The sequence below is a fragment of the Parvibacter caecicola genome, from assembly GCF_003725335.1.
GTDB classification, from domain to species: domain Bacteria; phylum Actinomycetota; class Coriobacteriia; order Coriobacteriales; family Eggerthellaceae; genus Parvibacter; species Parvibacter caecicola.
Window position 1 is genome coordinate 14,236 of sequence record NZ_QIBY01000020.1, and the last position, 23,870, is coordinate 38,105.

At 62.8% G+C, this 23,870-nt stretch carries 17 protein-coding genes and 3 tRNA genes; 8 read left to right on the forward strand and 12 right to left on the reverse strand.

Annotated elements, in window-relative coordinates:
* Positions 1–70: 70 nt before the first annotated feature.
* The 4 genes from DMP11_RS08825 to DMP11_RS08840 all read right to left on the reverse strand — a co-directional run bounded on the left by DMP11_RS08825 (position 71) and on the right by DMP11_RS08840 (position 3,850).
* Positions 71–940 carry a hypothetical protein gene (locus tag DMP11_RS08825; RefSeq protein ID WP_123186127.1) on the reverse strand — a complete coding sequence of 290 codons (870 nt, stop codon included), beginning with the start codon at positions 938–940 and terminating at the stop codon, positions 71–73.
* A gap of 77 nt (positions 941–1,017) precedes the next feature.
* A tRNA-Ser gene (locus tag DMP11_RS08830) sits at positions 1,018–1,108 on the reverse strand.
* Between the two features lie 102 nt (positions 1,109–1,210).
* A complete protein-coding gene (locus DMP11_RS08835; protein ID WP_123186128.1) occupies positions 1,211–2,644 on the reverse strand; it encodes an aldehyde dehydrogenase family protein in 1,434 nt (477 codons plus the stop codon).
* Between the two features lie 30 nt (positions 2,645–2,674).
* Positions 2,675–3,850 carry an FIST signal transduction protein gene (locus DMP11_RS08840; RefSeq protein ID WP_123186129.1) on the reverse strand — a complete coding sequence of 392 codons (1,176 nt, stop codon included), beginning with the start codon at positions 3,848–3,850 and terminating at the stop codon, positions 2,675–2,677.
* A gap of 210 nt (positions 3,851–4,060) precedes the next feature.
* On the opposite strand from DMP11_RS08840, the gene DMP11_RS08845 reads away from it, so the two are divergent.
* Positions 4,061–4,148, forward strand: a tRNA-Ser gene (locus DMP11_RS08845).
* Between the two features lie 129 nt (positions 4,149–4,277).
* Here DMP11_RS08845 and tadA read toward each other — a convergent pair.
* Entirely contained in the window at positions 4,278–4,988 is a 711-nt protein-coding gene (tadA, locus tag DMP11_RS08850) for a tRNA adenosine(34) deaminase TadA (protein WP_170155482.1), read from the reverse strand.
* 337 nt (positions 4,989–5,325) lie between these two features.
* On the opposite strand from tadA, the gene DMP11_RS08855 reads away from it, so the two are divergent.
* From DMP11_RS08855 to DMP11_RS08885, 7 genes are all read left to right on the forward strand, one after another.
* Positions 5,326–6,360, forward strand: coding sequence for a 4-(cytidine 5'-diphospho)-2-C-methyl-D-erythritol kinase (locus DMP11_RS08855; RefSeq protein ID WP_123186130.1), 1,035 nt, complete (start codon positions 5,326–5,328; stop codon positions 6,358–6,360).
* Positions 6,361–6,790: 430 nt separating this feature from the next.
* Positions 6,791–8,002 carry a response regulator transcription factor gene (locus DMP11_RS08860; protein ID WP_123186131.1) on the forward strand — a complete coding sequence of 404 codons (1,212 nt, stop codon included), beginning with the start codon at positions 6,791–6,793 and terminating at the stop codon, positions 8,000–8,002.
* A 152-nt stretch (positions 8,003–8,154) separates the two neighbouring features.
* The gene (locus DMP11_RS08865; RefSeq protein ID WP_123186132.1) at positions 8,155–8,793 is read left to right on the forward strand and encodes a hypothetical protein; all 639 of its coding nucleotides are present in this window, start codon (positions 8,155–8,157) and stop codon (positions 8,791–8,793) included.
* Positions 8,794–8,941: 148 nt separating this feature from the next.
* Positions 8,942–11,371, forward strand: a complete 2,430-nt coding sequence (locus DMP11_RS08870; protein ID WP_123186133.1) for a DMSO/selenate family reductase complex A subunit — start codon at positions 8,942–8,944, stop codon at positions 11,369–11,371.
* Positions 11,372–11,382: 11 nt separating this feature from the next.
* Complete coding sequence (locus DMP11_RS08875) at positions 11,383–12,000, forward strand: 4Fe-4S dicluster domain-containing protein (RefSeq protein WP_123186134.1); 618 nt, start codon at positions 11,383–11,385, stop codon at positions 11,998–12,000.
* A gap of 2 nt (positions 12,001–12,002) precedes the next feature.
* On the forward strand, positions 12,003–12,857 hold the full coding sequence (locus DMP11_RS08880) for a dimethyl sulfoxide reductase anchor subunit family protein (RefSeq protein WP_123186135.1): 855 nt from the start codon (positions 12,003–12,005) through the stop codon (positions 12,855–12,857).
* Between the two features lie 221 nt (positions 12,858–13,078).
* Positions 13,079–13,459 carry a guanylate cyclase gene (locus DMP11_RS08885; RefSeq protein WP_123186136.1) on the forward strand — a complete coding sequence of 127 codons (381 nt, stop codon included), beginning with the start codon at positions 13,079–13,081 and terminating at the stop codon, positions 13,457–13,459.
* A gap of 132 nt (positions 13,460–13,591) precedes the next feature.
* On the opposite strand, the gene DMP11_RS08890 is transcribed toward DMP11_RS08885, so the two are convergent.
* The 7 genes from DMP11_RS08890 to DMP11_RS08920 form a co-directional block, all read right to left on the reverse strand.
* Entirely contained in the window at positions 13,592–15,070 is a 1,479-nt protein-coding gene (locus DMP11_RS08890; RefSeq protein ID WP_123186137.1) for a citrate/2-methylcitrate synthase, read from the reverse strand.
* Between the two features lie 167 nt (positions 15,071–15,237).
* Positions 15,238–17,157 carry a hypothetical protein gene (locus tag DMP11_RS08895; RefSeq protein ID WP_161555350.1) on the reverse strand — a complete coding sequence of 640 codons (1,920 nt, stop codon included), beginning with the start codon at positions 17,155–17,157 and terminating at the stop codon, positions 15,238–15,240.
* A 5-nt stretch (positions 17,158–17,162) separates the two neighbouring features.
* Entirely contained in the window at positions 17,163–19,343 is a 2,181-nt protein-coding gene (locus DMP11_RS08900) for an efflux RND transporter permease subunit (RefSeq protein ID WP_123186139.1), read from the reverse strand.
* Between the two features lie 151 nt (positions 19,344–19,494).
* Positions 19,495–19,571: transfer RNA gene (locus DMP11_RS08905), tRNA-Arg, on the reverse strand.
* A gap of 260 nt (positions 19,572–19,831) precedes the next feature.
* Entirely contained in the window at positions 19,832–20,680 is an 849-nt protein-coding gene (locus tag DMP11_RS08910) for a bifunctional 5,10-methylenetetrahydrofolate dehydrogenase/5,10-methenyltetrahydrofolate cyclohydrolase (RefSeq protein WP_123186140.1), read from the reverse strand.
* 370 nt (positions 20,681–21,050) lie between these two features.
* Positions 21,051–21,659 (reverse strand): cyclodeaminase/cyclohydrolase family protein, encoded by a 609-nt coding sequence (locus DMP11_RS08915; RefSeq protein ID WP_123186141.1) that lies wholly within the window; start codon positions 21,657–21,659, stop codon positions 21,051–21,053.
* 566 nt (positions 21,660–22,225) lie between these two features.
* Positions 22,226–22,993, reverse strand: a complete 768-nt coding sequence (locus DMP11_RS08920; RefSeq protein WP_148041126.1) for a C40 family peptidase — start codon at positions 22,991–22,993, stop codon at positions 22,226–22,228.
* Positions 22,994–23,870: the final 877 nt, after the last annotated feature.

Sequence of the window (23,870 nt, forward strand, 5' to 3'; positions counted from 1 at the left end):
GCACAACTCAAGCCATGGTTTTTTACCACCCTACCTGCGGGAAGTCAACGAATGCCCCGCTTGCGGTCGGTTAGTCGGGCAGAAGAACTTCCAGATGATCCGCCATCACTTGCGCGCCCTCGGCCCAGGGCTGCGCCTCTACGAAAATGCCGCTGTTGGGATACAGGGTCACGCGAGAAAAAATTTGATCGTTCTGCTGGCGCACCGCCTCCGGCCAATCTGCCTGCGAGATGGTTACATAATAGCGCTGACCATCTTCGCTGTCGTAGCGCACGGTAATCGAGTCTTGCCGCAGCGCCCGATGGCGCCCGCGCGGATGGTTCTGCTGCACATCGCTGGCAATGGCATTGATGGTTATGGGGCCACGCGCTAGATCGTCGGTTACGTCGGAGCCTTGGCTGACAGCCCCTGTCAGCCCCACCAAGCCCATAACCAGCAGAACCAGCAGCAGCGCTAAGTCACCCATAAACTCATACGTGGCCTTGTGGCGGTGGCGATAACGGCGGTAGGCCACAAACCCCGCCACACAACCAACCATAAGCAGCAGAACAAAAATGCCGCCGGGAAAGAAAATGTCGTCCAAAGCGGCAATGCATCCTAAGAACAGCACTACGGTACCGCCGTACACGAGCACATTCAGAGCCACGGTGCCCAGCTCGCGAACCAGCTGTTTGCCCTGAGCCTTCCGCAGGGTAGGAGCGGTGTCCCGCAGCACGCGCACGTCCAGCCATGCGAACAACCCGCAGAACATCAACATCGAGATGCCGAACAGGGCAACGCCCACCGTTTGCCCCACACGCGCCCCCATGGCCGCCGTGCCGATCGAGGGCCCCCATTCTCCGTATATGAACAGGGAAAAGCCACCAAGCAGTGCCAGTGCAGCCACAATAACCGTCGCCTTTTGGCCTACACCCAACCGCATGCCCTGATTGAACAGCATGACACCCCTCCCCAGACGAACCCCCAAACGATCCAAGCAAATGAAAACGCCCCGTTGCCGGGGCGTGTGCGTTTCAGTGGCGGAGGAGTAGGGATTCGAACCCTAGATGCCCTTGTGGGGCATACTCACTTAGCAGGCGAGCACCTTCGGCCTCTCGGTCACTCCTCCAAACTGCAGTCGTTAATAGTACCCCACCTTAGGGGCGCGGTCAATCGGCGGCCGCAAAAAAGCGCCCCGGAATCCGGGGCGCTTCCACAGGCAAACGGCTGGTTACAGGATGTTCTTTAGCACGATGGACTTGGTGTGAGTCATCTCATCGAAGGTGCTCATAACGCCCTCGGTGCCGATGCCGGAGTATTTGTAGCCGCCAAACGGCTCCTCAAACGAGCGGTAGAAGCTGGCGCCGTTGATGACGCAAGCCCCCGCCTCCATGGCGCAGGCCACGCGGGCGCAGGTTTTCTGGTCGGCCGAGAACACGCAGCTGGACAGGCCGAAGATGGAAGAATTGGCAATGGCCACAGCCTCTTCCTCGGTGGCAAACGAGATGATGGGCACCACAGGGCCGAAGATCTCCATGTCCTTCGCCACGTCGGCGGCGGCGGGCACGTCCACGATGACGGTGGGCTCGATGAAGGCGCCGTTGCGCTTGCCGCCCAGCACAATCTTGCCACCCTGCTCCACCGTGAGGTTGATTTGGCGCTCCACCTCGATGGCCGCCTTCTCGGAAATCAGGCAGCCGATTTGGGTGTCGTCCTCGGCCGGCATGCCCTGCTTCAGGGCGGAAATCTTCTCCACCACCTTGTCGGTGAATTCCTGCACGCGGGATTCGTGCACCAGGAAGCGCTTGGAGGCGCAGCACACCTGGCCGGTGTTGTACATGCGGCCCCAAATCACCTCGTCGGTGGCCAGGTCCACATCGCCGTCGGCCATCACGATGAAGGCGTCGTTGCCGCCCAGTTCAAGTGCAGTGTGGGTGAGGGTCTTGGCCGCCACCTGCGCGGTCTCGATGCCCACCTCAGTGGAACCGGTGAGGGTGATGAGGTCGATGTCGGGGTTGGCGCACAGCTCGTGGCCCACCACGCTGCCGCGGCCAGTGACAATCTCGATGGCGCCGGGGGTGACGCCCGCCTCGCCCAGCAGCGCGGTGAGCATGCACAGGGTAAGCGGATTGTCGGTGGAGGGCTTCACGATGCAGGAGTTGCCGGCCAAAAGTGCCGGGGCCACCTTCTGGTCGAACAGGTCGCAGGGGAAGTTGAACGGGATGACGGCGACCACCACGCCCAGCGGCTCTTTACGGGTGATAACCACGGTGGTCTCCTGGCCGGGCTCGCTGCCGGCGGTAATCACCTCGTCGTAGAGGTGCTTCGCCCGCTCCGAGAACGCCTTGAACGCAATGGGGATGTTGCCAATTTCCGCACGGGCCTCGGTGATGGGCTTGCCGGTTTCGTCGGAAAGGGTGCGGGCCAGCTGCTCCTTGTCGCGCTCCACCAGCTCCAAAAACTTCATCATGATCTCGGCGCGCTGCCAGGTGGGCACCTTCGCCCACACCTTCTGGGCCGCCTTCGCGCACGCCACCGCATGGGCCACGTCCTCGGCCGTGGCGGCGGGAACGGTATCCACCACCGCGCCCGTTGCCGGGTTCACCACGTCGATGGTCTCGCCCGTGGAAGCCTCAACCGCCTTGCCGTCAATAAACATCTTCATAGAAATAAACTCCTTTGCTTGGGAATTAAGCTAGTTGCTGAAACCGGTGAACGACAGCATGAGGCCGCCGCAAGTGTTGTTGTTGTCACTCTCGAAGCCGTACTCGCCGAAGGTGAACTCCATGATGTAAGGCACATCGCCGGCCACTTCGGCCACGGCCGCGGCCACCTCGCCGATGCGGGCGTCGATGCCGGCGCGACGGCCGCCGCAGTGCACCAGATGGAAGGCCGCCGGCTCGCCGGGCATGCGGTCGATCAGCTGGCGCAGGGTGTCGGGCACCGACTGGATCAGCTCGTCAACGGTGGCCTCCATGCGGATGACGCAGGTTTTCTCGGTCACGTTATTGCCCACGTTGATGGAGAAGTCCTCGTTGCCGTTCATGGGATGGCGGATGGCGATAAGGTCGCCCAGGCGGTCCTTCACGCCCAGCGGCGAAAGCACCGTGTAGGCCAACAGGTTGCCGCCGGCGATGTCGTCGTCGCTGCAGCCGGCCCACTCTTGGAGCTTCTTGGCGGCCGGCACGCCGTCGATTTCGGCGATGGTGCGGTTGCCCTCCACCTTGGTGATGACGCCGAAGTCGTCGGTTTCACGGTAGGCGCCGGTGAACACGTTGGTCATGCTAGGGGCGTTCCAGAAGAACGCGGCCACGCAGCCGTCAGCGAAGGACTGATCGCCCGCGTACAGCTTCCAGTTGCCGGCGATGGTGTTGTCGGCGGCGGAACCACCGAAGAACGGCTCACGGCCAATGACGGACGAGATGCCCTTCAGGTAGAACTCCTCCTCGGCCGGAGAAGCGGCCATGTAGAAGTACTCGGGGGCGAAGTCGGTCTCGGCCAAATCGAGCGCGGTTTCAGCCATGGCGACGCCCGCTTCCACCGGATCGTCGTTTTCGGCGCGGTTGGCCGCCACCACCGAAACCACCATCTCGGGGTCGGCCAGCGCCATCACGCCCACAAACGGCACATCGCCGCCCACGTAGCCGGCGCCGGGCACCACTACGCCGGTAAAGGACGTGTTACCCAAAACGGGCACATCGGGGATGGCCTCGCCAATGCCGGCCACCACTTCGTCAACGTTGTAGTCGCAGCTGCAGTAGGCAAGAACCACTTTCACATCTTCGAGGCCTGCTCCAGCGGCGGCGGCTGCTTCGCGACCTGCGGCCCTGGCATCTTCAGCGGTGGATGAACCAACGTTTGCTTTGAACATTGCTACCTCCTCTGTGGCATGAACGGCGTAATTTTTTGCGCCAGCGGTCATAATAGACCTCAATTGCCCTCTTGAAGGTCAGGGTTTCGGATTTTTTTCCAAAGCCTTACGATGGGTTTCCAAAAGCTGAAGAGTCTCGCGATTCTTTATGTTATGAGGCAAGATAAACGGTTTGCCACCAGCCTTTGTGCTATTCTGAAACCTTACATTGGAGGCGTGTCCGAGCGGCTTAAGGAAGCAGTCTTGAAAACTGTCGTACCGAAAGGTACCGTGGGTTCAAATCCTACCGCCTCCGCCAGTTTTTTTCAGCCCCGCAGCTTCACGGCCGCGGGGCTTTTTGCTGCTCATCGGCGCTGGCGCCGCACGAACAGGGAAAGCGAAATGGTGCGGCCCGAATGGGCGAGGCGAGACGACTTTGCATCCGTGCCTAGCGGCGCGTTTGGAAAAAGCGCCGCAGCAGGGCCTGGCACTCTTCTTCCAGGACGCCGGGGGTAACCTGGAAGCGGTGGTTCAGCCGCTGGTCTTGGTGGATGGCGAACAGGCTGCCCAGCGCGCCCCCTTTGGGGTCGGCGGCGCCGTACACGCAGCGGCTCACTCGCGAGCGCTGCATCAAGCCGGCGCACATCACGCAGGGCTCCAGCGTTACATATATAGTGCAGTCGGAAAGCCGCCAATTGTCCAGCGCCTGCTCGGCTTCGCGCATGGCGGAAAACTCCGCGTGGGCCGAGGCGTCCTTCAGCGCTTCGCACTGGTTGTGGCCGCGAGCTATCACCTGGGCCTCGGCCGTGGGCTTGCCGGTGGCGCGGTCGCGCGGCTGGTGCACCACCACAGCGCCGATGGGCACCTCGCCCGCTTGGGCCGCCAGCCGGGCTTCTTCCAACGCCAGGCGCATGAACGCTTCGTCCTGGGCCTGCTGGGCCTCTTCTGCTTCCTGCTTCCGGGCCAGCCGCGCCAGCCGTCTCGCCTCCGCTTTGGGCGTGCGGGCCAAGGGCGCGGATTCGGCAGCCCCGGGCGCCGGCCCAGCGCTCGCGCACGATGCCCCGCCGACAGCCGCCGCAGAAGAGGGCTCTTCGCCCGCCCCCAACGGTGCAACGGCGAACTCTTCTCCCTGTTCGATATGTACCTGGTGGTTTTCCATAGGCAGATTATACGGTAAGCCCCCTGTGCTACAATCCCCTGCTACGGTGCTTCGCCGTTCGAGCGGCTCCTGGAAAGGAGACGCTTATGGACCCACAGACAGTTATTGCCGTGTGCGAAGTGCTTCTGGTCGTGATTGGGATTATTGGTCTCGCGATGGCCAGGAGGGAATGATGAACGGTTGAATTTGGAAGAGAAAAAGCCCCGCGCAGTTTGCAGACCTAGCGGGGCTTAACCTAACAAACGATGCTGCCCGAACTGGCGGGGCACCGCTTTGGTAGAGTCTAGCACAATCAGCGCCTCCGGGAAAGAACCCCCAGATAGCAGACAGGAATCCCATGAGCCAAGAATCTATGAACGTGAACATGATAGAAGCAGCCCGCGATGCCCAATGGGATCCGGCGCGTTTCCTGGGCCCTAACTACTTGCGACTTATCGCGCCGGCGAAGGTGAACCTGTTTCTGGGCATAGGGGCCACGCGTGCCGACGGCCGCCACGAGGCCACCACCGTGATGCAGGCGCTGCTGCTGCACGACACGCTGTACCTGAACACTAAAGCCGAGCCCTGGGAAATGCCCGAAGACAGCACGCTGCCCCCGTGGCAAGCCATTGGCGGCCCGGCCGGCAACGTGCTGGTAAACCTGGACGTGGCGGACAAGGGCACTCCCCTGCCGCTTCAAACTGCTGCCGCCGACAACCTGGTGTTCCAAGCGGTGGATGCCCTGTGCCGCGCATTGGGGTGGGATAGCCCGCTGCAGGTGTCCATTCGCCTGGAGAAAACCATTCCCCATCAGGCGGGGCTGGGAGGCGGCTCCTCCGATGCCGCCGCCGTGCTGGTGGGGCTGGCCCAGAAGTTGGGGCTGGCGGCCAACGACAAGCGCATCAGCGAAGTGGCCCAGGCGCTGGGCACCGATGTGGCTTTTTTCCTGAAGGGAGGCGCCGCGCTGCTGGACGGCGCCGGCGAGAACTTCGTGCGCCAGCTGGCCCCGCTGAAAGTCCCTGTGGTGCTGGTGAAGCCGGAGGGGGGCGTTTCCACCGCCGCGGCCTACCAATCCTTCGACCAGCAGCCAGACGCGGTACCGCCAGCCCTGCTGGCCCAGGTAGAAGCCGCCGCCGATGCCGCCGATGTGCCCCTGTTCAACAACCTGGACGCCCCAGCACGGCAACTGCTGCCGGCCATCGCCGAGGTGGAAGAGATGCTGGCTTCTCACCCCGCCGTACGCGGGCATCTGCTGTGCGGCAGCGGCGCCTGCGTGTTCGCCATCACCGAAACCCAGGCGGATGCCCTGGCCCTGGCGGCGGAAGCGGGCAAACGCGGCTGGTGGGCCCGCACCACCAGCGGCTCCCCCCTGCGCGCCTGCGCCTTGGGGTAGGCGCCACGCGACAGGGGGCGTGACGGGGGGACGTGTACTTTTGGCACACCTGTGTGCCAAAAGTACACGTCCCCCCGTCACCCCGTCCCCCGTCATGCCTCGCCCTCGGTGCCCTATCATGCCCGTGCCCACGGTGGGCACAAGCCATAAATCTACTCCCTTCCTCTCCCCCTTCCTTGTGTACAATATCGGGCCATGAAAGGTTTTCGCGAAACATCGCCGTTGCTCTCCGTCGCTGGCGGATGCCTTATTGCCTGGCAGCTTTGCCTGTTTCTCTCTCCTTGCGCCTTTTTATCCGCCGAACCAGCAGAAGCGCTTTTGGCTTGCGGGCGCATAGGGTTTTTGGCTGGCTTTGCCCTCTTGCTTGTCCTGGTAAGCTTTACCGCCCCCGTTCGTCAAGCGCTGATGACCCCCCCCCCACAGCTATCTGATGGCCGGCGGCATCGCAGCGCTGGGGCCATTCGCTGCCGGCCTGCTCTGTCAGCCGGAGATCACTCCGGTCGCTTGGGTATTTGTTGCCACAGGTTATGTGCTGGCAGGTGCCGCCTATGCCTGCCTGTTTCTCGGGTTCTGCGGCGCTCTTTCCGCAGCATCCCGCAAAAACCTAACACCATCGGTATTTCCCTGCGTGATTCTAGGCGCGGTTCTGTACCTCCTCTACAGCAATCTTCATGCACTAATCGCCTTTACGGCGCTGCTGCTTTTGCCTTCTGCAGCAGGGCTGGCGCTCGCCCAAAACGCGAACTCCCCAAATAAGCGACGCACAGGACGCTCATGCGCAAAGGAGTCAGAAGCCCGCCCAGGGCAACCGAATCACAACCACCCCATGAAATGGGGCACTGCCCTTAACGCTGCCTGCTTCTGGCTTGCCTTCGGCCTGACGTGGCCGCTTGGGTTGGGCCGCGCCCTGGCCACCAGCGAAGGGCTGCACAACCTCTCGCTCATGGTCGCAGCCATAACCATTGCTGCCACCGTAATTCTGGCAATTGCGAAGAAGCGACTCAATCTCTCCCATACGGTGGTGGTGGCCATACCCGCGCTCGCCATCGGTGTAACCGTCGCAGCCGTCACCGGCTCCAATTACGCCACCCTTGCTTTTTCCCTCATTTTCAGCGCCCGCATCCTTGTGGAGACCGAGCTCATCGCCCATTTCACCCTTCTGTGCCAGGACAAGCGTGCCGCATTTCCCGCCATTTTTACCAACTCTTTCTTCATCCTTTCGCTGGGAGAAATTGCCGGCATTACCATCGGACTGCTGGTGGGCTCCTTCAGGGCTGAAGGCCTGTTCTTCGCCCTTGCCCTGGTAGTCAACGCTCTGGTCATCCTGCTGGTGCTTTTCATTTCTTATGTGAACAAGAAGCTGCAGCTGGCCTATAAAGCCGAAGCAGCCAACCCCGCCGAAGCCGCGAGTATCGATGAGGCGCGCCGTCTAAAAGCCGAGACGTTTGCCAAAAAGTATGGGCTTACTAAACGCGAAGCAGAGGTGCTTGACCGCATTTTGCAAGGGCGAAACGTCCCCTTTATTGCGGAAGAATTTTGCGTCTCCCAAAGCACCATTCAAACCCACGTCAAGCATATCTATACGAAAATGGGCGTCCACGATAGGCAAAGCCTCATCAACATGATGAACCAGCAGGGTTAAGCGCTCACGACCGCACGGTTGCAGGTGCGTCACATTTCCTCACCCCTCCCTTTCGAGAAAAATCCCCTAGTTCCTAGGATGAATCGCGGAGTGGGCTATGCGTAAATTCATGCTGTTGCATAACGCAAAGCCCCAAAGAGAGAGGAATCACCATGCCACCGCTCGTCAAGAACATGGCAGACACCGCGCTGCTATTTGTACTTTTCTTTGCCGTCGGTCTGGCAACACGCCTGCCAGCTCTATCGCTCCAGGAGCTCTATGGGCTCCATGCGGTTTTGGCGGCGCCACTTTACAGCCTCGCTATCGCCGCATCCATTCGAAGCCGTAACGCCCTTGTCCCCACCGTCATCGCCGCGCTTTGCTACGGATTCTGCTTGGGCATGATGCACCCCGTCATGGCCTTAAGCGCCATATTGCCCGCAGCGGCGGCGGCCATCGCCTACGCCATCGCGCGCGGAGCCGCAGCGGAAAAACGGGCCCTTGTGACCGGAAGCACGTTCGGCATCGCCGTTTACCCCAGCACGATTGCGGGGGCGCTCTGGTTCAACGCCGTGCTTGCTCCCACGTCTGCCAGCGGCATCATTCAGTGGGCAGCGCTTTTCGGCATCGCCGTGGCCGCTTCCGTTCTCGCGGCAATTGCTGGGTGCCTGTTGACCTCCAAAGTCCAAGCCCTTTTGGAGCAGGCCGCGGCGAAGGAAGTCGCCGGGGGGAGCGCAGCGCCGCAGCCTCAGGAAATCGACACCCCCATCCTCGAAGCCCTGGATGATATCACCGCAGGTCGCATCGTATAATTTCGCCTCTCCCCCAAACTAGGGGATTTTACTTTTCCTGCGATTTATCCCCTGATTACCAAGAAGACCTCAGAAGTTCAAGCCCGTAGTCTTTTACCAGCGCCGTACAGGGCGCCAGAATCGAGAGAGACTGCAGAGGAGGAGAAGCATGGAGAATCGTAGCGTCATGACACGACGCGGTTTCACCGCAGCCATGGCCGCCGTTGGGTCGGCCGTTGGAATCGGCTGCCTTTCGTCCGTCCAGGGCGGAACGCTAAAGCCCGCGAAAGCCGTGGCCGAAACGGCCGAGGAGAAGGTAGTGTGGAGCCAGTGCAACGTCAACTGCGGCGGCCGCTGCATATTCCGCCATCATGTGAAAGACGGCCGGATCATCTACACCGAGACCGACAACCTGGGAAACCCTAACGAGCATCAAGCCCGCGCCTGCCTGCGCGGCCGCACGTATCGCCACTGGGTAAACAGCCCCGATCGCCTGCTGTACCCCATGAAGCGCGTGGGTAAGCGCGGCTCTGGAGAGTTCGAGCGCATCAGCTGGGATGAAGCCATCGACACCATCGCCCAACAGATCCAGAAAACCATCGATAGCTACGGCAACGAGGCCATCTTCATCCACAAGGGCACCGGTAAGTACACCGCCATCGGCACCGATGACACCAAAACCGGCATGCTGCCCCAGCGTTTGTTCGCCACTTTGGGTGGCTACCTGGATTATCGTGGCAGTTACTCCATCGGCGCAATGCAGGGTTACAGCCCCTTCATGTTCGGCGCCACCTACAATCCGCTGGACAACGTGGGCGCCTCCAGCGTGTCAGAGGCCGAGAACGCCGACCTTATGGTGCTGTTCGGCTATTCGGCGGCCGACACCCGCATGGGTGGCGCCAACGGCGTTTGGGACATGGTAAAGGTGCGCGACTCCGGCACCGAAATCATCCAAATCGACCCGCGCATGAACGAGCAATGCTCTGGCTTTGGCGATGAGTGGATACCCATCCGCACCGGCACCGACGGTGCACTGGCAAGCGCTATCGCCCACGAGCTGATTGTGAACGATGCAGTGGATCTGGATTTCTTGCATACCTATTGCGTGGGCTACGACGAGGAAACCATGCCAGAGTCGGCCAAAGGCAAAAACCGCTCCTACAAAGATTACATCATGGGCACCGGCTACGACATGGTGGAAAAAACGCCAGAGTGGGCCGAGGTCATCACCACCATACCTGCGGCTCAAATTCGCGTGCTTGCCGACCGCATAGCTAAAGCCGACCGCCTCTTCGTGAGCCAAGGCTGGAGCGTTCAGCGCCACAGCGCCGGCGAAACCAACATGATGGCCATTTGCATGATCCCCATCCTCACCGGACAGCTGGGGCTTCCCGGCACCAACACCGGCATCAGCATGGCCGCCCAAGTAGCCCAGCCTTTGGTGGGAAGCATCCCCCAACCGGAGAACCCGGTGAAAACCAGCATCCCGGTGTACCAGTGGCTCAACGCCATCGACCACGGCGAAGACATGACCACCACCAACGCCTATGTCCTGGGAGCCGACAAACTGAAAACCGGCATCAAGTTCTTTTGGAGCTTCGCCGGCAACGGCATCACCAACCAGCACGGCGACATCAATCTGGTGCACGACATTCTGCAAGATGAAAGCAAGTGTGAATTCATCGTATGCCACGACATCATGATGACCGACTCGTGCAAGTACGCCGACATCATTTTGCCCGACGCTATGGTGGCCGAATCCATGGGCCTCTCCACAAATGGCTATGCCGAGTACTACAACGGAGTGACGCTGGCCATGCCCGCCCAGGAGGCCCCCGGCGAAGCGCGACTCGCCTACGACGTGTATGCCGAAATTGCCGACAAGTTCGGAAAGAAGGAGGAGTTCACTGAAGGCCTCTCCCACGACGAATGGATCGAGCGCATTTACAACGAGGGGCGCGCCAACAATCCCGATATGCCCTCTTTCGAGGAAATGAAGACCGTTGGCGTGTACCGCTTCGATCTTCCCAGTCAGATTGGCCTCAAGGATTTCCGCGACGACCCCATCGCCAACCCGCTTTCCACCCCCTCCGGCAAAATTGAGATTTACTCGGAGCAGCTGGCGGAAATGGCCGAGACCTGGGACATTGCCGAAGGCGATGCAATCACCCCCATTCCCAGCTTCGAGCCTGGTTACGAGGGCTACGGCTCTGTTACCGAGGAGTACCCCCTTTACTGCGCTCAGTTCCATTACAAAGCCCGCACCCATTCCTGCTACTCGAACGTACCGGAGATTGCTGCGGTGGCGCGGCAGCAGATATGGATCAATCCGCAAGACGCCAATCCCCGCGAAATCTCCGAGGGCGACATCTGCGCCGTCAAAAGCCCTCACGGCGAGATTCGCATCGAGGCCCATGTGACCAACCGCGTCATCCCCGGTTGCGTGTTTATTCCGCAAGGGGCCTGGCATGATGCGGACATGTTTGGAGACCGCGTTGACCACGGCGGATGCTACAACACCCTGCTGGGGTACCACCCCACGCCCGTGGCGAAGCAGACGAACTCCAACGCCGTAATCGCCCAGGTCACGAAGGCTTAAGGAGGCACGCAATGACTAAGGCTTTTTTCTTCGACAATTCCCGCTGCACCGGCTGCCGCACCTGCCAGCTGGCCTGCAAAGACTACCACGATCTTTCCATCGACCAGACCTACCGCAAGGTGTACGACATGGAGTCGGGCGCCTGCTCAATGGATGAACGAGGCGTGGTTACCCATACCTGCAAACTGTATCACGTGGCCATTGGGTGCAATCACTGCGAAGACCCTGCTTGCACAAAGGTATGCCCCACAGGCGCCATGGAGAAAGACCCCGAGACCGGGCTGGTGAGCGTAGACGGCGATAAATGCCTGGGTTGCGGCTACTGCGTAATGGCCTGCCCCTACGGTGCCCCCACGCTGGACAAGACCGTTGGCCATACTATCAAGTGCGACGGGTGCAAAAACCGTGTGGCCGAGGGCAAAAAGCCCATTTGCGTCGAAGCCTGCCCCCTGCGAGCGCTGGACTTCGGTGAAGTGGAGGAGATGAAGGCGCGCGGCGAATCGCACGACATTGATCCCCTGCCCTCAAGCAGCTACACGAAGCCCTCTCTTTATATTCGCATGAGCCCCGATGCCAAGTCTTCGCAAGCCGCCGACAGCCGCATCGCCAATCCTTTGGAGGTGTTCTAGTAATGGAAGCCCTTGCAAGCCATCTTCCCCTCATTCTCTTCACCGCCCTGTGCGCTATAGGCGCCGGCGCATTCCTCCCCATGGCGTTGAGAGCCAGCGTGGGCGGAGCTTCTCCAGCGAAGCCCGGGTACGGCAAGCTGGCCTGGGTGCCGGTTGCCGTGCTTGCAATCGGCTTTGTAGCCGTGTTCTTCCACGTGACCGTCCCGCTGAATGCTCCTCTGGCGCTGGGCGGCATCGGGCGCTCGCCCCTTTCCAACGAGGTTGCCGTTGGAGGCGCCTTCCTGGCGCTGTGCCTCCTCTACGCCGTTTTGACCACCGCCGGCAAGCTTTCTGCCAACGCCAACAAAGCCTTCTTGTGGGTACTCGCCGCCAGCGCTGTAGTGTTCGGACTGTTCATGGGACTTGCTTACAACATTGCCACCATTCCCGCCTGGAGCTCTTCGGCGGCTAGCGTGGCCATGGTTGCCCTCACCTTGCTGGGCGGCTGTGCCCTAGGATGGCTCATCGTGGGCCTGGCTGGCAAAAGCGAAACTACTCCCAAGTCTGTTGGCTATATCCTGCTGGCCGTGGCCGTCGTCAGCCTTGTTGCTGCCGCAATTGCCTCGGGGGCCGAAAGCGGCATCGTAGCCGCCCTGCCGTCCTTCGTCCACGACACTGCGGCCATCGCAGCCGAGGCCAACGGCTTCATTGCAGGATTTACCCTGTGCGGAATTCTGGGCGTTGTGTGTCTGGCGGCAAGCATTGTAAAGCCCTCCGCCTCCCGCATCGCATCGATCCTGTCGCTGGCATTTGTAACGGCGGCCATAGTGCTCGCTCGCTGCGCGTTCTATCTCATGGAAGTAGGCGTTGCCTTCTAGGGCAATTGCGAATCGGCCTAATCCGCTCCCTCCTTCCCGACTTGCGGCCGCCTCATTATGGGGCGGCCGCTCCATTTCGGCCTAACGCGAAGAGCGGTGTCGAAGGCCCCTTGTCACCCCGCCCCCTGTCACGCCTGAAACCTGACGTTACCCCCGTCCCCTGTCACGCCCTCATGCGGTAGAATCGTTCCATCGACCGCCCGACTTCCGAAGGGACGCCCATGAACCTGCTCGTGCGCCTTCTTGTACTTGGCCCCGCCCGCATTTTGCCGGTGGTGTTGGCCATCGCACTGGTAGCGGGCATCATATACGTGGTCATGGTGGCGCGCACCTCCCCCGAGCGGGCCAAAGAGGTGGTCATTGCATTCTTTACCTGGACGTTCATCGCGCTTGCGGTGTTTTTCGGGCTAGCCTGCCTCTACGCCTTGGCCGAGAACAACGCACCCGTATTGGACCTGGCCCTCAGCTTCATCATCGTAGCGCTGGTGGGGCTGGGCATCACGCGCCTCTGCAACCGCCGCTTCCTGAAGAACCACCCCCACTACATTCCCAAGCGCACTGGCCGCGCCAAAACCAAGCGCCGCTTCCCCTGGGATAAGTGAGAAGGGCGCCGTTACGGGCGGCGGCAATCCACTTGCGAATTAGGCAGAGATAGAATCTCTGCCCTACGAATCGGGGATCAGGGCCGCATGGCCCCGTCCCCTGTCACCCCCGTCCCCCATCCCTAGCGGGCGCTAGCGCTCTTCAATGGGGGCATAGGGCTGGTGCGGGGTGCCGGTGGTTTTGTAGGCAGGGCGGATGATGCGCTTGCCGGAGCCGATTTCCTCGAAACGATGGGCCGCCCAGCCAGCGGTGCGAGCGCAGGCGAACAGCGGCGTGAACAGTTCTTCCGGAATGCCCATCATGGTGTACACGAAGCCAGAGTACATGTCCACGTTGGCGCACATATCCTTTTTGGTGCCCTTCTCCTGCTCAATCACCTGGGGCGCCAGCCGCTCGATGGACTGCAGCAGGCTGAACTCCCGCTCGAACTCAGTACCAGCCGCCAGCTTCGCCGCAAAGCGCTTCAGAATTACGGCGCGCGGGTCGGACAGCGTGTACACCGCATGGCCCATACCGTACACCAGGCCGGTTTTGTCGTAGGCCTGCTTGTTCACGATGCGAGCCAGATACGCCGCCACCTCATCGTCGTTTTCCCAGTTCGCCACGTTGTCTTTGATTTCCTGCTGCATCCCCAGCACCTGGCGGTTGGCTCCGCCGTGGCGGTGCCCCTTCAGCGAGCCGATGGCCGCCGAATAAGCGGAATAGGGGTCGGTGTCGGAGGAGGACAGCACGCGGGTGGTGAAAGTGGAGTTGTTGCCGCCGCCGTGCTCGGTGTGCAGGCACAGCATGATGTCCAACATGCGCGCTTCCTCCGGCGTAAACTGGCGGTCGGGGCGCAGCATGGACAGGATGGTTTCGGCGGTGGACTGCCCGGGCACAAACCGGTGCATAATCATGGAGCCGTGGTGGAACCGCGACTGGATGGCGTAATAGGTAAGCACCATGATGCGCGGCAGGCGGCTCATCAGCGACAACGCCGTGTGCACCTCGTGCTTGGGGGAGCGGTCTTCGGCGAAGCGGTCGTAGGTGTAGAGCTGCAGCACCGAGCGGGCCAGCACGTTCATGATGTCGGGCGGCACGTCATGCATGATGATGGAGGCGGTGAAGCCGTCGGGCAGCTCGCGCTGGGAATCGATCACTTCCACGAATTGGGCCAGCTGGCTTTCGGTGGGCAGGCTTCCCACCAGCAGCAGGTAGGCCACCTCTTCAAAAGCGAAGCGGCGCTGGGGGGAATCGTCCCCCAGCAGGTCGTACAGGTCGTAGCCGCGCAGGCGCAGGTGCCCCTCGTCGGCGATTTTCTTGCCGTCTTCCACCCGATAGCCGTGCACGTCGGAGATGTTGGTCATGCCCACGATGACGCCGGTGCCGTCGGAGTTGCGCAGACCGCGCTTCACATCGAAGCGGGTGTAGTGCTCCGGCTCGATGGAGTTCACCTCGTCGAAGCTGTCGAACAGCGAAACCTTGCGCTTCTCCTCTTCCGCCACCGTCAGCGGCTCGGGCCCGAAGGGCACCGGCACCGTATAGGGGCGCGAGTCCACATCAAGCGCGGCATCATAGGCGGCCGGCCGGCCCACTTCGCCGGAATTGGCAGCGTCGTTTACACGGGTCATGGAGACACCCCTCTCGGAAACCGGTCTGGGAAAAGTATCCGCCTATGATACCCAATCCCCGCGCCGTTGAGGTTTCTGACGGATTACTTCTTAGACCAACGCCCGCTGCACACAGGCGGCAACAGCGCGCAGAAGCGGTCGGGCGCTCGAAAAGCCAACGGCGCGCCCTATGCGAACAGGGCCGTGAAGCGATCCCAGATAGTGGGCTCTGGCTCTTCCTCGGCGGGGGCTTCCGACTCTTCCGGCGCCTCCACCGCCGCCAGCGTCATCACGAATTGCACCGCTTGCACAGCGGTATTGCGCTCGTCCACAAACGACACCGGCTGGAACTCGGGGAATTCGTAATCGGCCATGGCATCGTCCATGCGCTGGCGCATCTGCTGCGGAAGCGTGGCGGTTTCCTGGGCCAGCTGCCCCATGCCGCCAGTGAATTGGCCGGCGCCCGCGGCGAATTCGGCCGTACCGCCGGAAAGCGAATCCACGCCACCGGTAAGGGCCGCCGCGCCGTCCGCCAGCTGCGCCACTCCGCCCGCATAGGCGGAAAGCCCCTCGTGGAACTGACCGTACTGGGAAGCCAACTGCTGCAGGCCTTCGCCCAGCTGCGCCAGCTGCTGCACCGCCGAGGGGTCGGCCCCCTGCCGCAAGGCCTCAGCCGCCTGCGACAGGCCGGCAGCCATAGAAGCCAGCGAACCCTGCCGCTCGGCCCCGGCGCCCATGGTTTGCACCAGCGCCAGCGCCCCCTCGAACGCGGGCCGCACCTGGCTGTAAGTGCCGGCCATCACCTGCAGGGCGCCCCACTGTTGCGCCAGCTTCTGGGCCGTTGCCCGCTCGGCGTCGCTCAGGCCCGGTGCCATGACCAGCGCCTGCACTTCTTCTTGGGTGAGGTCGCTCTCGGCACCGGCCGCCGCGGAATCCATGGCCCCCAAAGCCGACTGCAGCCCTTCGGCCACCTGCGCAGACGCCTCGCTCAACTGCGAAAGGCCGCCCGCCAGCGCCTCCAACTGATCGGCCAAGTGCCCCAGCTGCTCTATGGCAGAGAAATCGGCGCCCGCCAGGCCGGCTGCCGCCGCCGAAAGCCCCCGCTCAATTTGCCCCGACGCCTGCAGCAGCGCACCGGACGAGCTGTTTACCTGGCCGAGCCCATCCGCCAGCTGCTGGGCACCCCCTTGCAGCTGCTTCGCGCCGTCGGCCAGATCATCGGCCCCCGCCGCCAGCTCAGCCGCCCCCTCATCCAGGGCGGCAATGGCATCGGTGAGGCTGGTCATCTCCCCTTCCACGTCGCCCACATCGGGCATCTCCACCACGCTGGCATAGGGCAGCGCCGCAATGGACACCTCCCCCATCCGAAAATCGCGCACCGTGGCCGAAAGCGTCACGTCGCCGTCCTTGCCCGGCAGCACCGTGAACGCCACCGTCTGATCACGGCCGGCGGCGGCAACGGTGGCCCCTTCCGCCTGCAGGTTGGTCCACGTATCGCCCGGCAGCGTGAAGGTGATTTGCTGCATGAAACTATCGGCGAAGGCCGGATTCACATCGGCATTGCGCGTGGTGGTAAGATGCACCTCCACCTGGCCGCTCATGCCCACCATCAGTCGCGGATCCATGGGGCGGCCGTCTAGCGAGTAGGCAACCTGCACGTTCCAGGGCAGCTGCGCCTGGGCCAGGTTGCCCTGGTAGAAAAACACGCCCTCGTCGGCTTCGAACACGACGGCATCGGCGGCCCCCTGTGCCGCCAGCGACTGCTGATCGGTCAGGTTCACGCGCCCCTCGTAGGCGCCGAAATCGCGAATGACCAGCGGTTCTTCCACATCGAAGCGGTTAACCACGTACACCGCCTCCACCGCGCCTTCGCTGGTAAGGTTGGCGTACACCACTTCGGTTTTGGCGAAGGCGCCATCGGTACTGCCAGGCCCCAAATCGGCTGCGGCCCTATCGCCGCCACCATCAGCTGCGCTGACAGTCGCCGCATCTTCACCGCGCCCGCCCTCAGGCGCCGTTTCCACGCTGCTCATGGCACAGCCGCCCAGTGCCGGCACCATCGCCACCGCCACGGCCACCGCCGCCGCACCACCGAAAGCCTTTCGCATCCGCCTCATCGGCCTTCCCCGCTTTCTGCAGCCAGGGCCGCAGCCCCGCCATTGTTGCTTGTAAAATGCCCCGCCGAGCCATCGCCGCCGTTGCCACAGCCGCCTTCAGCGCCCGTGCCGCCGCCCTTCCCGGTGAAGAACCCGGCCCGCCACGTGGTGCGGCGGATGAACCCGTCGCCATACACCAGCAGCGCCGGCAAAAAGCAGGTGACCATCACCAGCGAAATGAGGGCGCCGCGCCCCAGCAAAAGCCCCAGCGACGACACCGCCGCGATGGCTGACGATAGCGCCAGCGCGAACCCGGCCGAGGCCAGGATGCCCGCCGAAACCAGCAGCGAGGGGAAGGTTTCCCCCAGCGCCGCAAACACCGCCTGCCGAGCCGGCTGGAGGCGCCGGTGGGCCAGGTAATGGGTGGTGAGCAGAATGCCGTAGTCGATAGTGGCCCCCAACTGCACTGTGTTCACCACCAAATACCCGATGAAGTTCACCGTGGTGCCGGTGAAGTACGGAATGGCCAGGTTCACCCATATGCCGCTCTCGATGGCCAGCAACAGCACCAGCGGCAGCCCCACCGAGCGAAACGTCAACGCCACCACCAGAAAAATGGCCACAACGGCCACCACCGCCACCACCACGTTGTCCACCGACACGATGGCGCGCATGTCGTAGAGGTTGGCGGATTGGCCGGCGGTGTAAAACTCGTCGTAGTATCGGCCGGCCGCCTGTTCCACCGCCTCCACCGCGGCAAAGGCCTCGTCGCTTTCGTAGTCGGCGTCCAGGTAGGCGATGATTCGCGCATAGTGGGGCGAATAGAACTGCTCAGTGATGGCCGCATCCAAAAACTCCGGCGGAATTTCCGCCCCCACCGTGGCGGCGTAGCCCATCACACCAGTGATGTTATCCAGAGCGGCGAGGTCGTCCGAAAGCGCCGCCTCGGCTGCTACGTTGCCGCGGGACACCAGCACCACCATGGCGTTCTGACGCCCGAATTCCTCCTGCACCGCCAACGTGTCGGCACCAGGGCGCAGGGTGGGGTCGGGCAGACTGTTCTGGTAAGTGAACACCACCGAACTCTGGGCCAGAAACGCCGGCACCACCAGCACCGCCACCAGTGCCAGCGCCACCGGGCGCGCCTTTGCCAGCGGCCGTCCCACGTTTTTGAAGGAGGGCAGCAGCGGCCGATGGGTGGTGCGGTCGATAGCGCGGGTGAGGCACAGGGTAAGCGCCGGCAGGAACACCATCACGGTGAAGAAGGACAGCACGATGCCCTTCACCAGGTTAAGCCCCAGGTCGGCGCCGATTTGGAACTGCATGAACGCCAGCGCCCCGAAGCCGAACAGCGTGGTGACGGCGCTGGCGGCAATGGTGGAGGCCGACGCCTTCATGGCCCGCGCCATGGCGTCTTCCAGCGTGGCCGCCGTTTTGCGCTCGGCGGCGAAAGCGTGCAGCAGGAAAATGGCGTAATCCAACGATACCGCCAGCTGCAGGATGGGGCTCACCGAATTGGTGACGAAGGAAACGCCGCCCAGGAAGAAGTTGGTGCCCATGTTGATGAGGATGGACACGCCAATGGCCCCCAGAAACAGCACCGGCTCGATCCATGAGGAAGTGGACAGCACCAGCAGCAAAACGATGACGGGCACCAGAATGGCGCAGGCCATCATCACCTGCTCGATCATGGACATCTGCATCTGGCCGGTGTCCATCGCCTCGCCGGAAACCGCGTTGCCGGCCCCTTCGGCATCCACCAAATTGCGCAGCGCGGCAATGGCGTCCGCCTCTTCCCCCTCGGTCACCGTCACCTGGAACAGGGCGTTGCCGTTCTTGTAGTAACTCTCCACCAGCACAGGGTCTTGCGCCTCCAGCGGCACCGCCACATCGGCCACGTCGTCCAGCCACATCACGTCTTCCACACCGGGCACGGCCACAATCTGCTGCTTCAACACCAGCGCGCGGGCCACATCAACGTTGCGCACCATCACGTTGGCATTGGGGATGGACTGGGGGAATTCCTCCTCCATCAGCTGCACCGCCGTGGTGGACTGCGCCTCAGGCGGCAGGTAGTCCACCATGTCGTAATTCACCTTCACCAGCGGCACCAGGCGCGCGCAAGCCAGCGCCACCGCTACGAACAGCACCACCACAAGGCGCCGATGCGTCAATATGCCCCGATAAACCTTCTCCACTGGTTTCCTTCTGAGTTCAGCGTGAATTAGTACGATACCATGGTGCACCCCTGCAGCGCCTGCGCTTCACAGCATGTCCAGGATGCAAAGAGGCCAATCAAGCTGGCCAGAAAACAAAACGACCGCCAGGGTGGCGGTCGGAGAATTTAAGTGGTGCGCCGTGAGGGATTCGAACCCCCGACGTACTGATTCGTAGTCAGTCCCTCTATCCAGCTGAGGTAACGGCGCATTTCAAAACAGCAAAGGATATATTACCCAGTTCTGAGCAGATGTCAACGCATAATTCCCAAATTTTGGGGAATTTCTCTCGCAAAGGGGCCCAGCCGCCGCCTGCGGCCGGGCCCGGAGGGAGGGAACTTAATAAGGGCGGGGGAATACCGGCTTTCTCGCTCTGACGTGCTCTCTCAATTCAACTTTTGGAAACCCGGTGTTGCCCCGCCCCTTATCATGACGCCTATCATGGCACCCGATCTTCATCCAAGAGCAGCCTAGCTTTGGGCTGCGGCGGCTTGGGCTACGTGGCGCATCAGCACGGCGGTAGTTACCGAGCCCACGCCGCGGGGCACCGGCGTGATAGCCGCCACCACCGGCTCAGCGGCATCGAAGTCCACGTCCCCGCACAAGTTACCCTCTTCGTCCACATTGATGCCCACGTCCAGCACCACCTGACCGGTGGCGAAATGCTCCAGACTGTAGGCGCGGGGACGACCAGTGGCATACACCACCACATCGGCGGCACGGCACACCGCCGGCAGATCCGCGCTGCGGGAGTGGCACAGGGTGACGGTGGCGTTCTTCGCCAGCAGCAGCATGGCAACCGGCTTGCCGATCACCAGACTGCGACCCACCACCGCCACGTCCTTCCCTTCTACATCGATGCCATAGTGGCCCAGGATCTCCACGCAAGCCTGCGCGGTGCACGGAGGGAATCCCACGCCCGTGCCCATGAACACGCCGGCCAGCGAACCGACAGTGATGCCGTCCACGTCCTTCGCGGGGCTGAGGGCGTTGCAGGCTGCCGTCTCGTCGATGCCCTTCGGCAGCGGGCGGAACATGAGACAGCCGTGGATGGAGTCGTCAGCGTTCACCTGGGCGATGGCCTCCATGAGGGCCGCCTGGGGAGCGTCTTCCGACAGCAGGAACTTCCGCACGGCAATGCCCAGCGATTCGGCCCGCTTGCAGGCACCGCGCTCATAGGAGAGGTCGTCGGGGCGCTCCCCCATCCGGATTATGGCCAGCGTCGGCTGCACGCCGCGGGCCCGCAGCCGTTCCACCTGCGCCTTTGTATCTTCGGAGAGGGCATCTCCCACCGGCTTTCCCAAAAGCAAATCCGCCATTGCTCATCCTTTCTTCTGCAGGTTTCCCGCTGGCCTCCCGCCGGTCTTTGGCTTTCCGCGGCCGCCCCGCGTCGCCAGGCTGTCCGGCCCTCCGCGCGCATCTTGCCCCGCGGCCGCTCCTCGCCCCGCCCTTCCGCATCGGCATGTTTTGCCACATCCTCGTTTTTACGACAGCTGCTGTCACGGAAATGAGGATATGGCAAAAATTCAGCTGGAAAATTGCCACATCCTCTTGTTTTGTGCGAATTCTGCACCGAATGCGAGGATATGGCAAAAACGGGGGCCCAGAATTGCCATATCCTCGAAAACGTGACATGGGCCGTCAAAAAAACGAGGATGTGGCAAAAACGGGGACTGGCCCGCCCTGCGTCTACAGGCAACTCACCACGTACTGGTACACCGCATCGGCTTGGCGGCACCCGTCCGCCAACAGCTGATCCATCTGAGCGCGGTAAGTGGCGACGGCATCGGCGTTGGCTATCGAGTCCACATTGATCAGCACGCTGAGGGCCGCCCCCTGCAGCGCCGCCTTCGCGAACACCGCCGCCGCGCCCGCATCCGAGCAGGCCATGCGGCTGCCGTTGCGGGCCATGAAGTCTATTTCCGAAAGAGTGGCGGCGCACTGGGCCATGATCTCCAGCGGCACCTCGGTGGCATCCACCAGGGCCGCCTGCAACGCCGCCTGCTTGGTCTCTTGCTGCTGGGGCGTTTCCTTGGGCATGCGATAGGCGGCCGCCAGCGGGGCGAAGGCAGCGGCATCGGCGGCCACCAGGGCCAGCAGCCGCTGCCGCGATTGGGCCAGCCGCTGCAGCGACGCTTCCACCTGCGGCTCTACGGCCGCGTAGGTTTTTTTCCCAACGGTGAGGTTGCCCACCATACTGGCCAGAGCCGTGGCCAACGCGCCGCAGTAAGCCGAAGCCCCACCGCCGCCGGGCGTGGGCGCCGCCGACGCCAACTCGTCGATAAAAGTAGTGTCCATGGCGCTCCTCCCCTTGGGCCGGGCTTCGTAAGCCGCATATGCCAGCCGCGTTTAGCCTGCCAAAATCAAAGATGTCAGTTTACCGCAGCATATTGCGGCCTCCGGGTCGCCGTTCCCAAAGAGCGCGAGAAGCGGCGCATGGCGAGAATTGCCGCCTAGTTCCGCCAGAGGGGCGGCGCAGCTCGGAATTCCGGGGCTTTTTGCCACCGGGGCCGTGAGCCTGGCAGAAATAGCCGCCTAGTTCCGCCACGCCTCGGGGCTTCGGCGGGTTTCGCCGCGCCCGTGGCGGGATTAGGCCCCTAGTTCCGCCAGAGGGGCGGCGCGGCTCGGAATTCCGGGCGCTTTTGCCAGAAAAGGCTCGGAATTGGAGGGGGTTTTGCCGGCGGCGGGGGCGTTTGGCGGGAATTGCCGCCTAGTTCCGCCAGAGGGGGCGCCCGCGAGGCCCTTCCTGGGCCGGGTGGCGGAAATAGGCCCCTAGTTCCGCCACGCCTCGGGGCTTCGGCGGGTTCCGCCGCGCCCGTGGCAGAAATAGCCGCCTAGTTCCGCCAGCGGAACTAGGCGGGGCGTTACAGGTTCAGGCGTTTAGCGAAAGAAGGGGTGTAGCTTTCCAGGGTTTGCACCTTCACGGATTGGCCGGGGCGCGGCGCGTGCACGTATTGGCCGTCGCCGATGTAGATAGCCACGTGGTACACCCCCGATCCGGAGCCCCAAAACAGCAGGTCGCCGGCGCGCAGATCGGCGAAGGAAATGCTTTCGCCCTCACCGGACTGACCGGCGGCCGTGCGGGGCATTTCGTAGCCGTACACCTGGGCCACGCAGTACTTCACCAGCCCCGAGCAGTCGAACCCGCCCGGCGCGGCGCCTCCGCTCACGTAAGCGGTGCCCACCTGGGCCAACGCGGTATCCACAAACTGCTGGCGCACCGCGGCCGCCTCGGCCTCGCGGCGCTCTTCCTCGGCAATGCGGGCGTGCTCCTCCTGAGCCGCCTTCACGCCAGCCTCAACGCGGGCCAGCTCAATCTCTTTGGCTTTCTGGCGCTCTTGCTCGGCAGCAATGTTCTCAATGGAAACGGACATCTCGCCAATGGAATCTACATAGGGCGAAACCTCCGAAAAATGCTTGGTGATCTCGGCGGCCGCTTGGATGGCGGAACGGCCGTCGATCTGAGCTGCCGAAACATCAGCGGCTGAAGGGGCCAGCGCGTCTGCGGCGTCGGGCACCAGCGCGGAATCGGCGTGGGCCAGTGACGGGGCGGCCATGAGAAGGATGCCGGAGAGGACGGCAGCCACGCCAGCGCGGCGCAGCAAAGCGGATGCGGAATTTGAATACCTCAAGCGAAACCTTTCGTTGGGGCGGCGGAGGGGCGCCGGCCAGCATCAGTGCAGTCGCTTGGCGAAGATGCGCAGGGGCAACCGAGGCAAGCCGGCCACGGGGCCAGGCAACTGGGGCGAGCCGGCCACGGGGCCAGGCAACCACCGGGCAGCAACCGGGGGAGCCGGCCGCTTGAACGGGCCGGACGCCGGGGCGCAACGCCGGGCAACCACTCGGGAATGCCAGCCGCCGGAGAAGCCGCTTCAGGCTTCACGCCAGCTCGCAGAGAGCAACCGGGCCACTCACCTGCGCAATCTCCGCTGCCCTCACCGCTTTGGCTCAGCAGAGCCGCCGCAGGACCGCACAGCAGACGGCGCAAAAAGCTATCAACCGGTTATGGAACGGTTATGGATTGCCGCGTTTTTCACAGCATGTGCGCCGATCCTCCACGGGGCCTGCGCACCCCTTACATGGCTTTTGCGCAGCTCCGCCATGGGCAGCCACAACGCAGCACCGTCACAGCCCCAGTTCAGCAGCGCTTTTCCGCCTCCGCTCAACCACGCCCCACCTGCCAAACGGCCTTCAGCCTACTTAAGATTTCTCAAGAAACGCGGGATTCTCCCCGCACAGCTACCGCGCAACAGGGAAAATAGCAACCAGCAAATGCCCCAACCTCAAGGATTCCATGAGCCCCACCAACCCACGCCCCACAACCAGAGCGGTTCAGCACCAGCCTCAGGCTGCTGCAGGCCAACCCCAACCCCACGTTGCCGCGGCCCAGAGCCCTAGCCCGCACACCGCCGGGGGCCGACCCAATGCCCCCGCAGGCCAGAGCCAACCCAGCGCCCTCGCGAGCCAGCTCCCGGGCCCCCACCCTGCATCCGCCGCGGCCTCGCGCCC

Bases quoted from the DNA above. Each gene is read 5' to 3' on its own strand.
- DMP11_RS08835 (WP_123186128.1), bottom strand. From the start codon at position 2,644: ATGAAGATGTTTATTGACGGCAAGGCGGTTGAGGCTTCCACGGGCGAG.
- DMP11_RS08870 (WP_123186133.1), top strand. From the start codon at position 8,942: ATGGAGAATCGTAGCGTCATGACACGACGCGGTTTCACCGCAGCCATG.
- DMP11_RS08895 (WP_161555350.1), bottom strand. From the start codon at position 17,157: ATGCGAAAGGCTTTCGGTGGTGCGGCGGCGGTGGCCGTGGCGGTGGCG.
- DMP11_RS08865 (WP_123186132.1), top strand. From the start codon at position 8,155: ATGCCACCGCTCGTCAAGAACATGGCAGACACCGCGCTGCTATTTGTA.
- DMP11_RS08840 (WP_123186129.1), bottom strand. From the start codon at position 3,850: ATGTTCAAAGCAAACGTTGGTTCATCCACCGCTGAAGATGCCAGGGCC.
- DMP11_RS08855 (WP_123186130.1), top strand. From the start codon at position 5,326: ATGAGCCAAGAATCTATGAACGTGAACATGATAGAAGCAGCCCGCGAT.
- DMP11_RS08890 (WP_123186137.1), bottom strand. From the start codon at position 15,070: ATGACCCGTGTAAACGACGCTGCCAATTCCGGCGAAGTGGGCCGGCCG.
- DMP11_RS08885 (WP_123186136.1), top strand. From the start codon at position 13,079: ATGAACCTGCTCGTGCGCCTTCTTGTACTTGGCCCCGCCCGCATTTTG.
- DMP11_RS08880 (WP_123186135.1), top strand. From the start codon at position 12,003: ATGGAAGCCCTTGCAAGCCATCTTCCCCTCATTCTCTTCACCGCCCTG.
- DMP11_RS08825 (WP_123186127.1), bottom strand. From the start codon at position 940: ATGCTGTTCAATCAGGGCATGCGGTTGGGTGTAGGCCAAAAGGCGACG.
- DMP11_RS08910 (WP_123186140.1), bottom strand. From the start codon at position 20,680: ATGGCGGATTTGCTTTTGGGAAAGCCGGTGGGAGATGCCCTCTCCGAA.
- DMP11_RS08860 (WP_123186131.1), top strand. From the start codon at position 6,791: ATGGCCGGCGGCATCGCAGCGCTGGGGCCATTCGCTGCCGGCCTGCTC.
- DMP11_RS08915 (WP_123186141.1), bottom strand. From the start codon at position 21,659: ATGGACACTACTTTTATCGACGAGTTGGCGTCGGCGGCGCCCACGCCC.
- DMP11_RS08875 (WP_123186134.1), top strand. From the start codon at position 11,383: ATGACTAAGGCTTTTTTCTTCGACAATTCCCGCTGCACCGGCTGCCGC.
- tadA (WP_170155482.1), bottom strand. From the start codon at position 4,988: ATGGAAAACCACCAGGTACATATCGAACAGGGAGAAGAGTTCGCCGTT.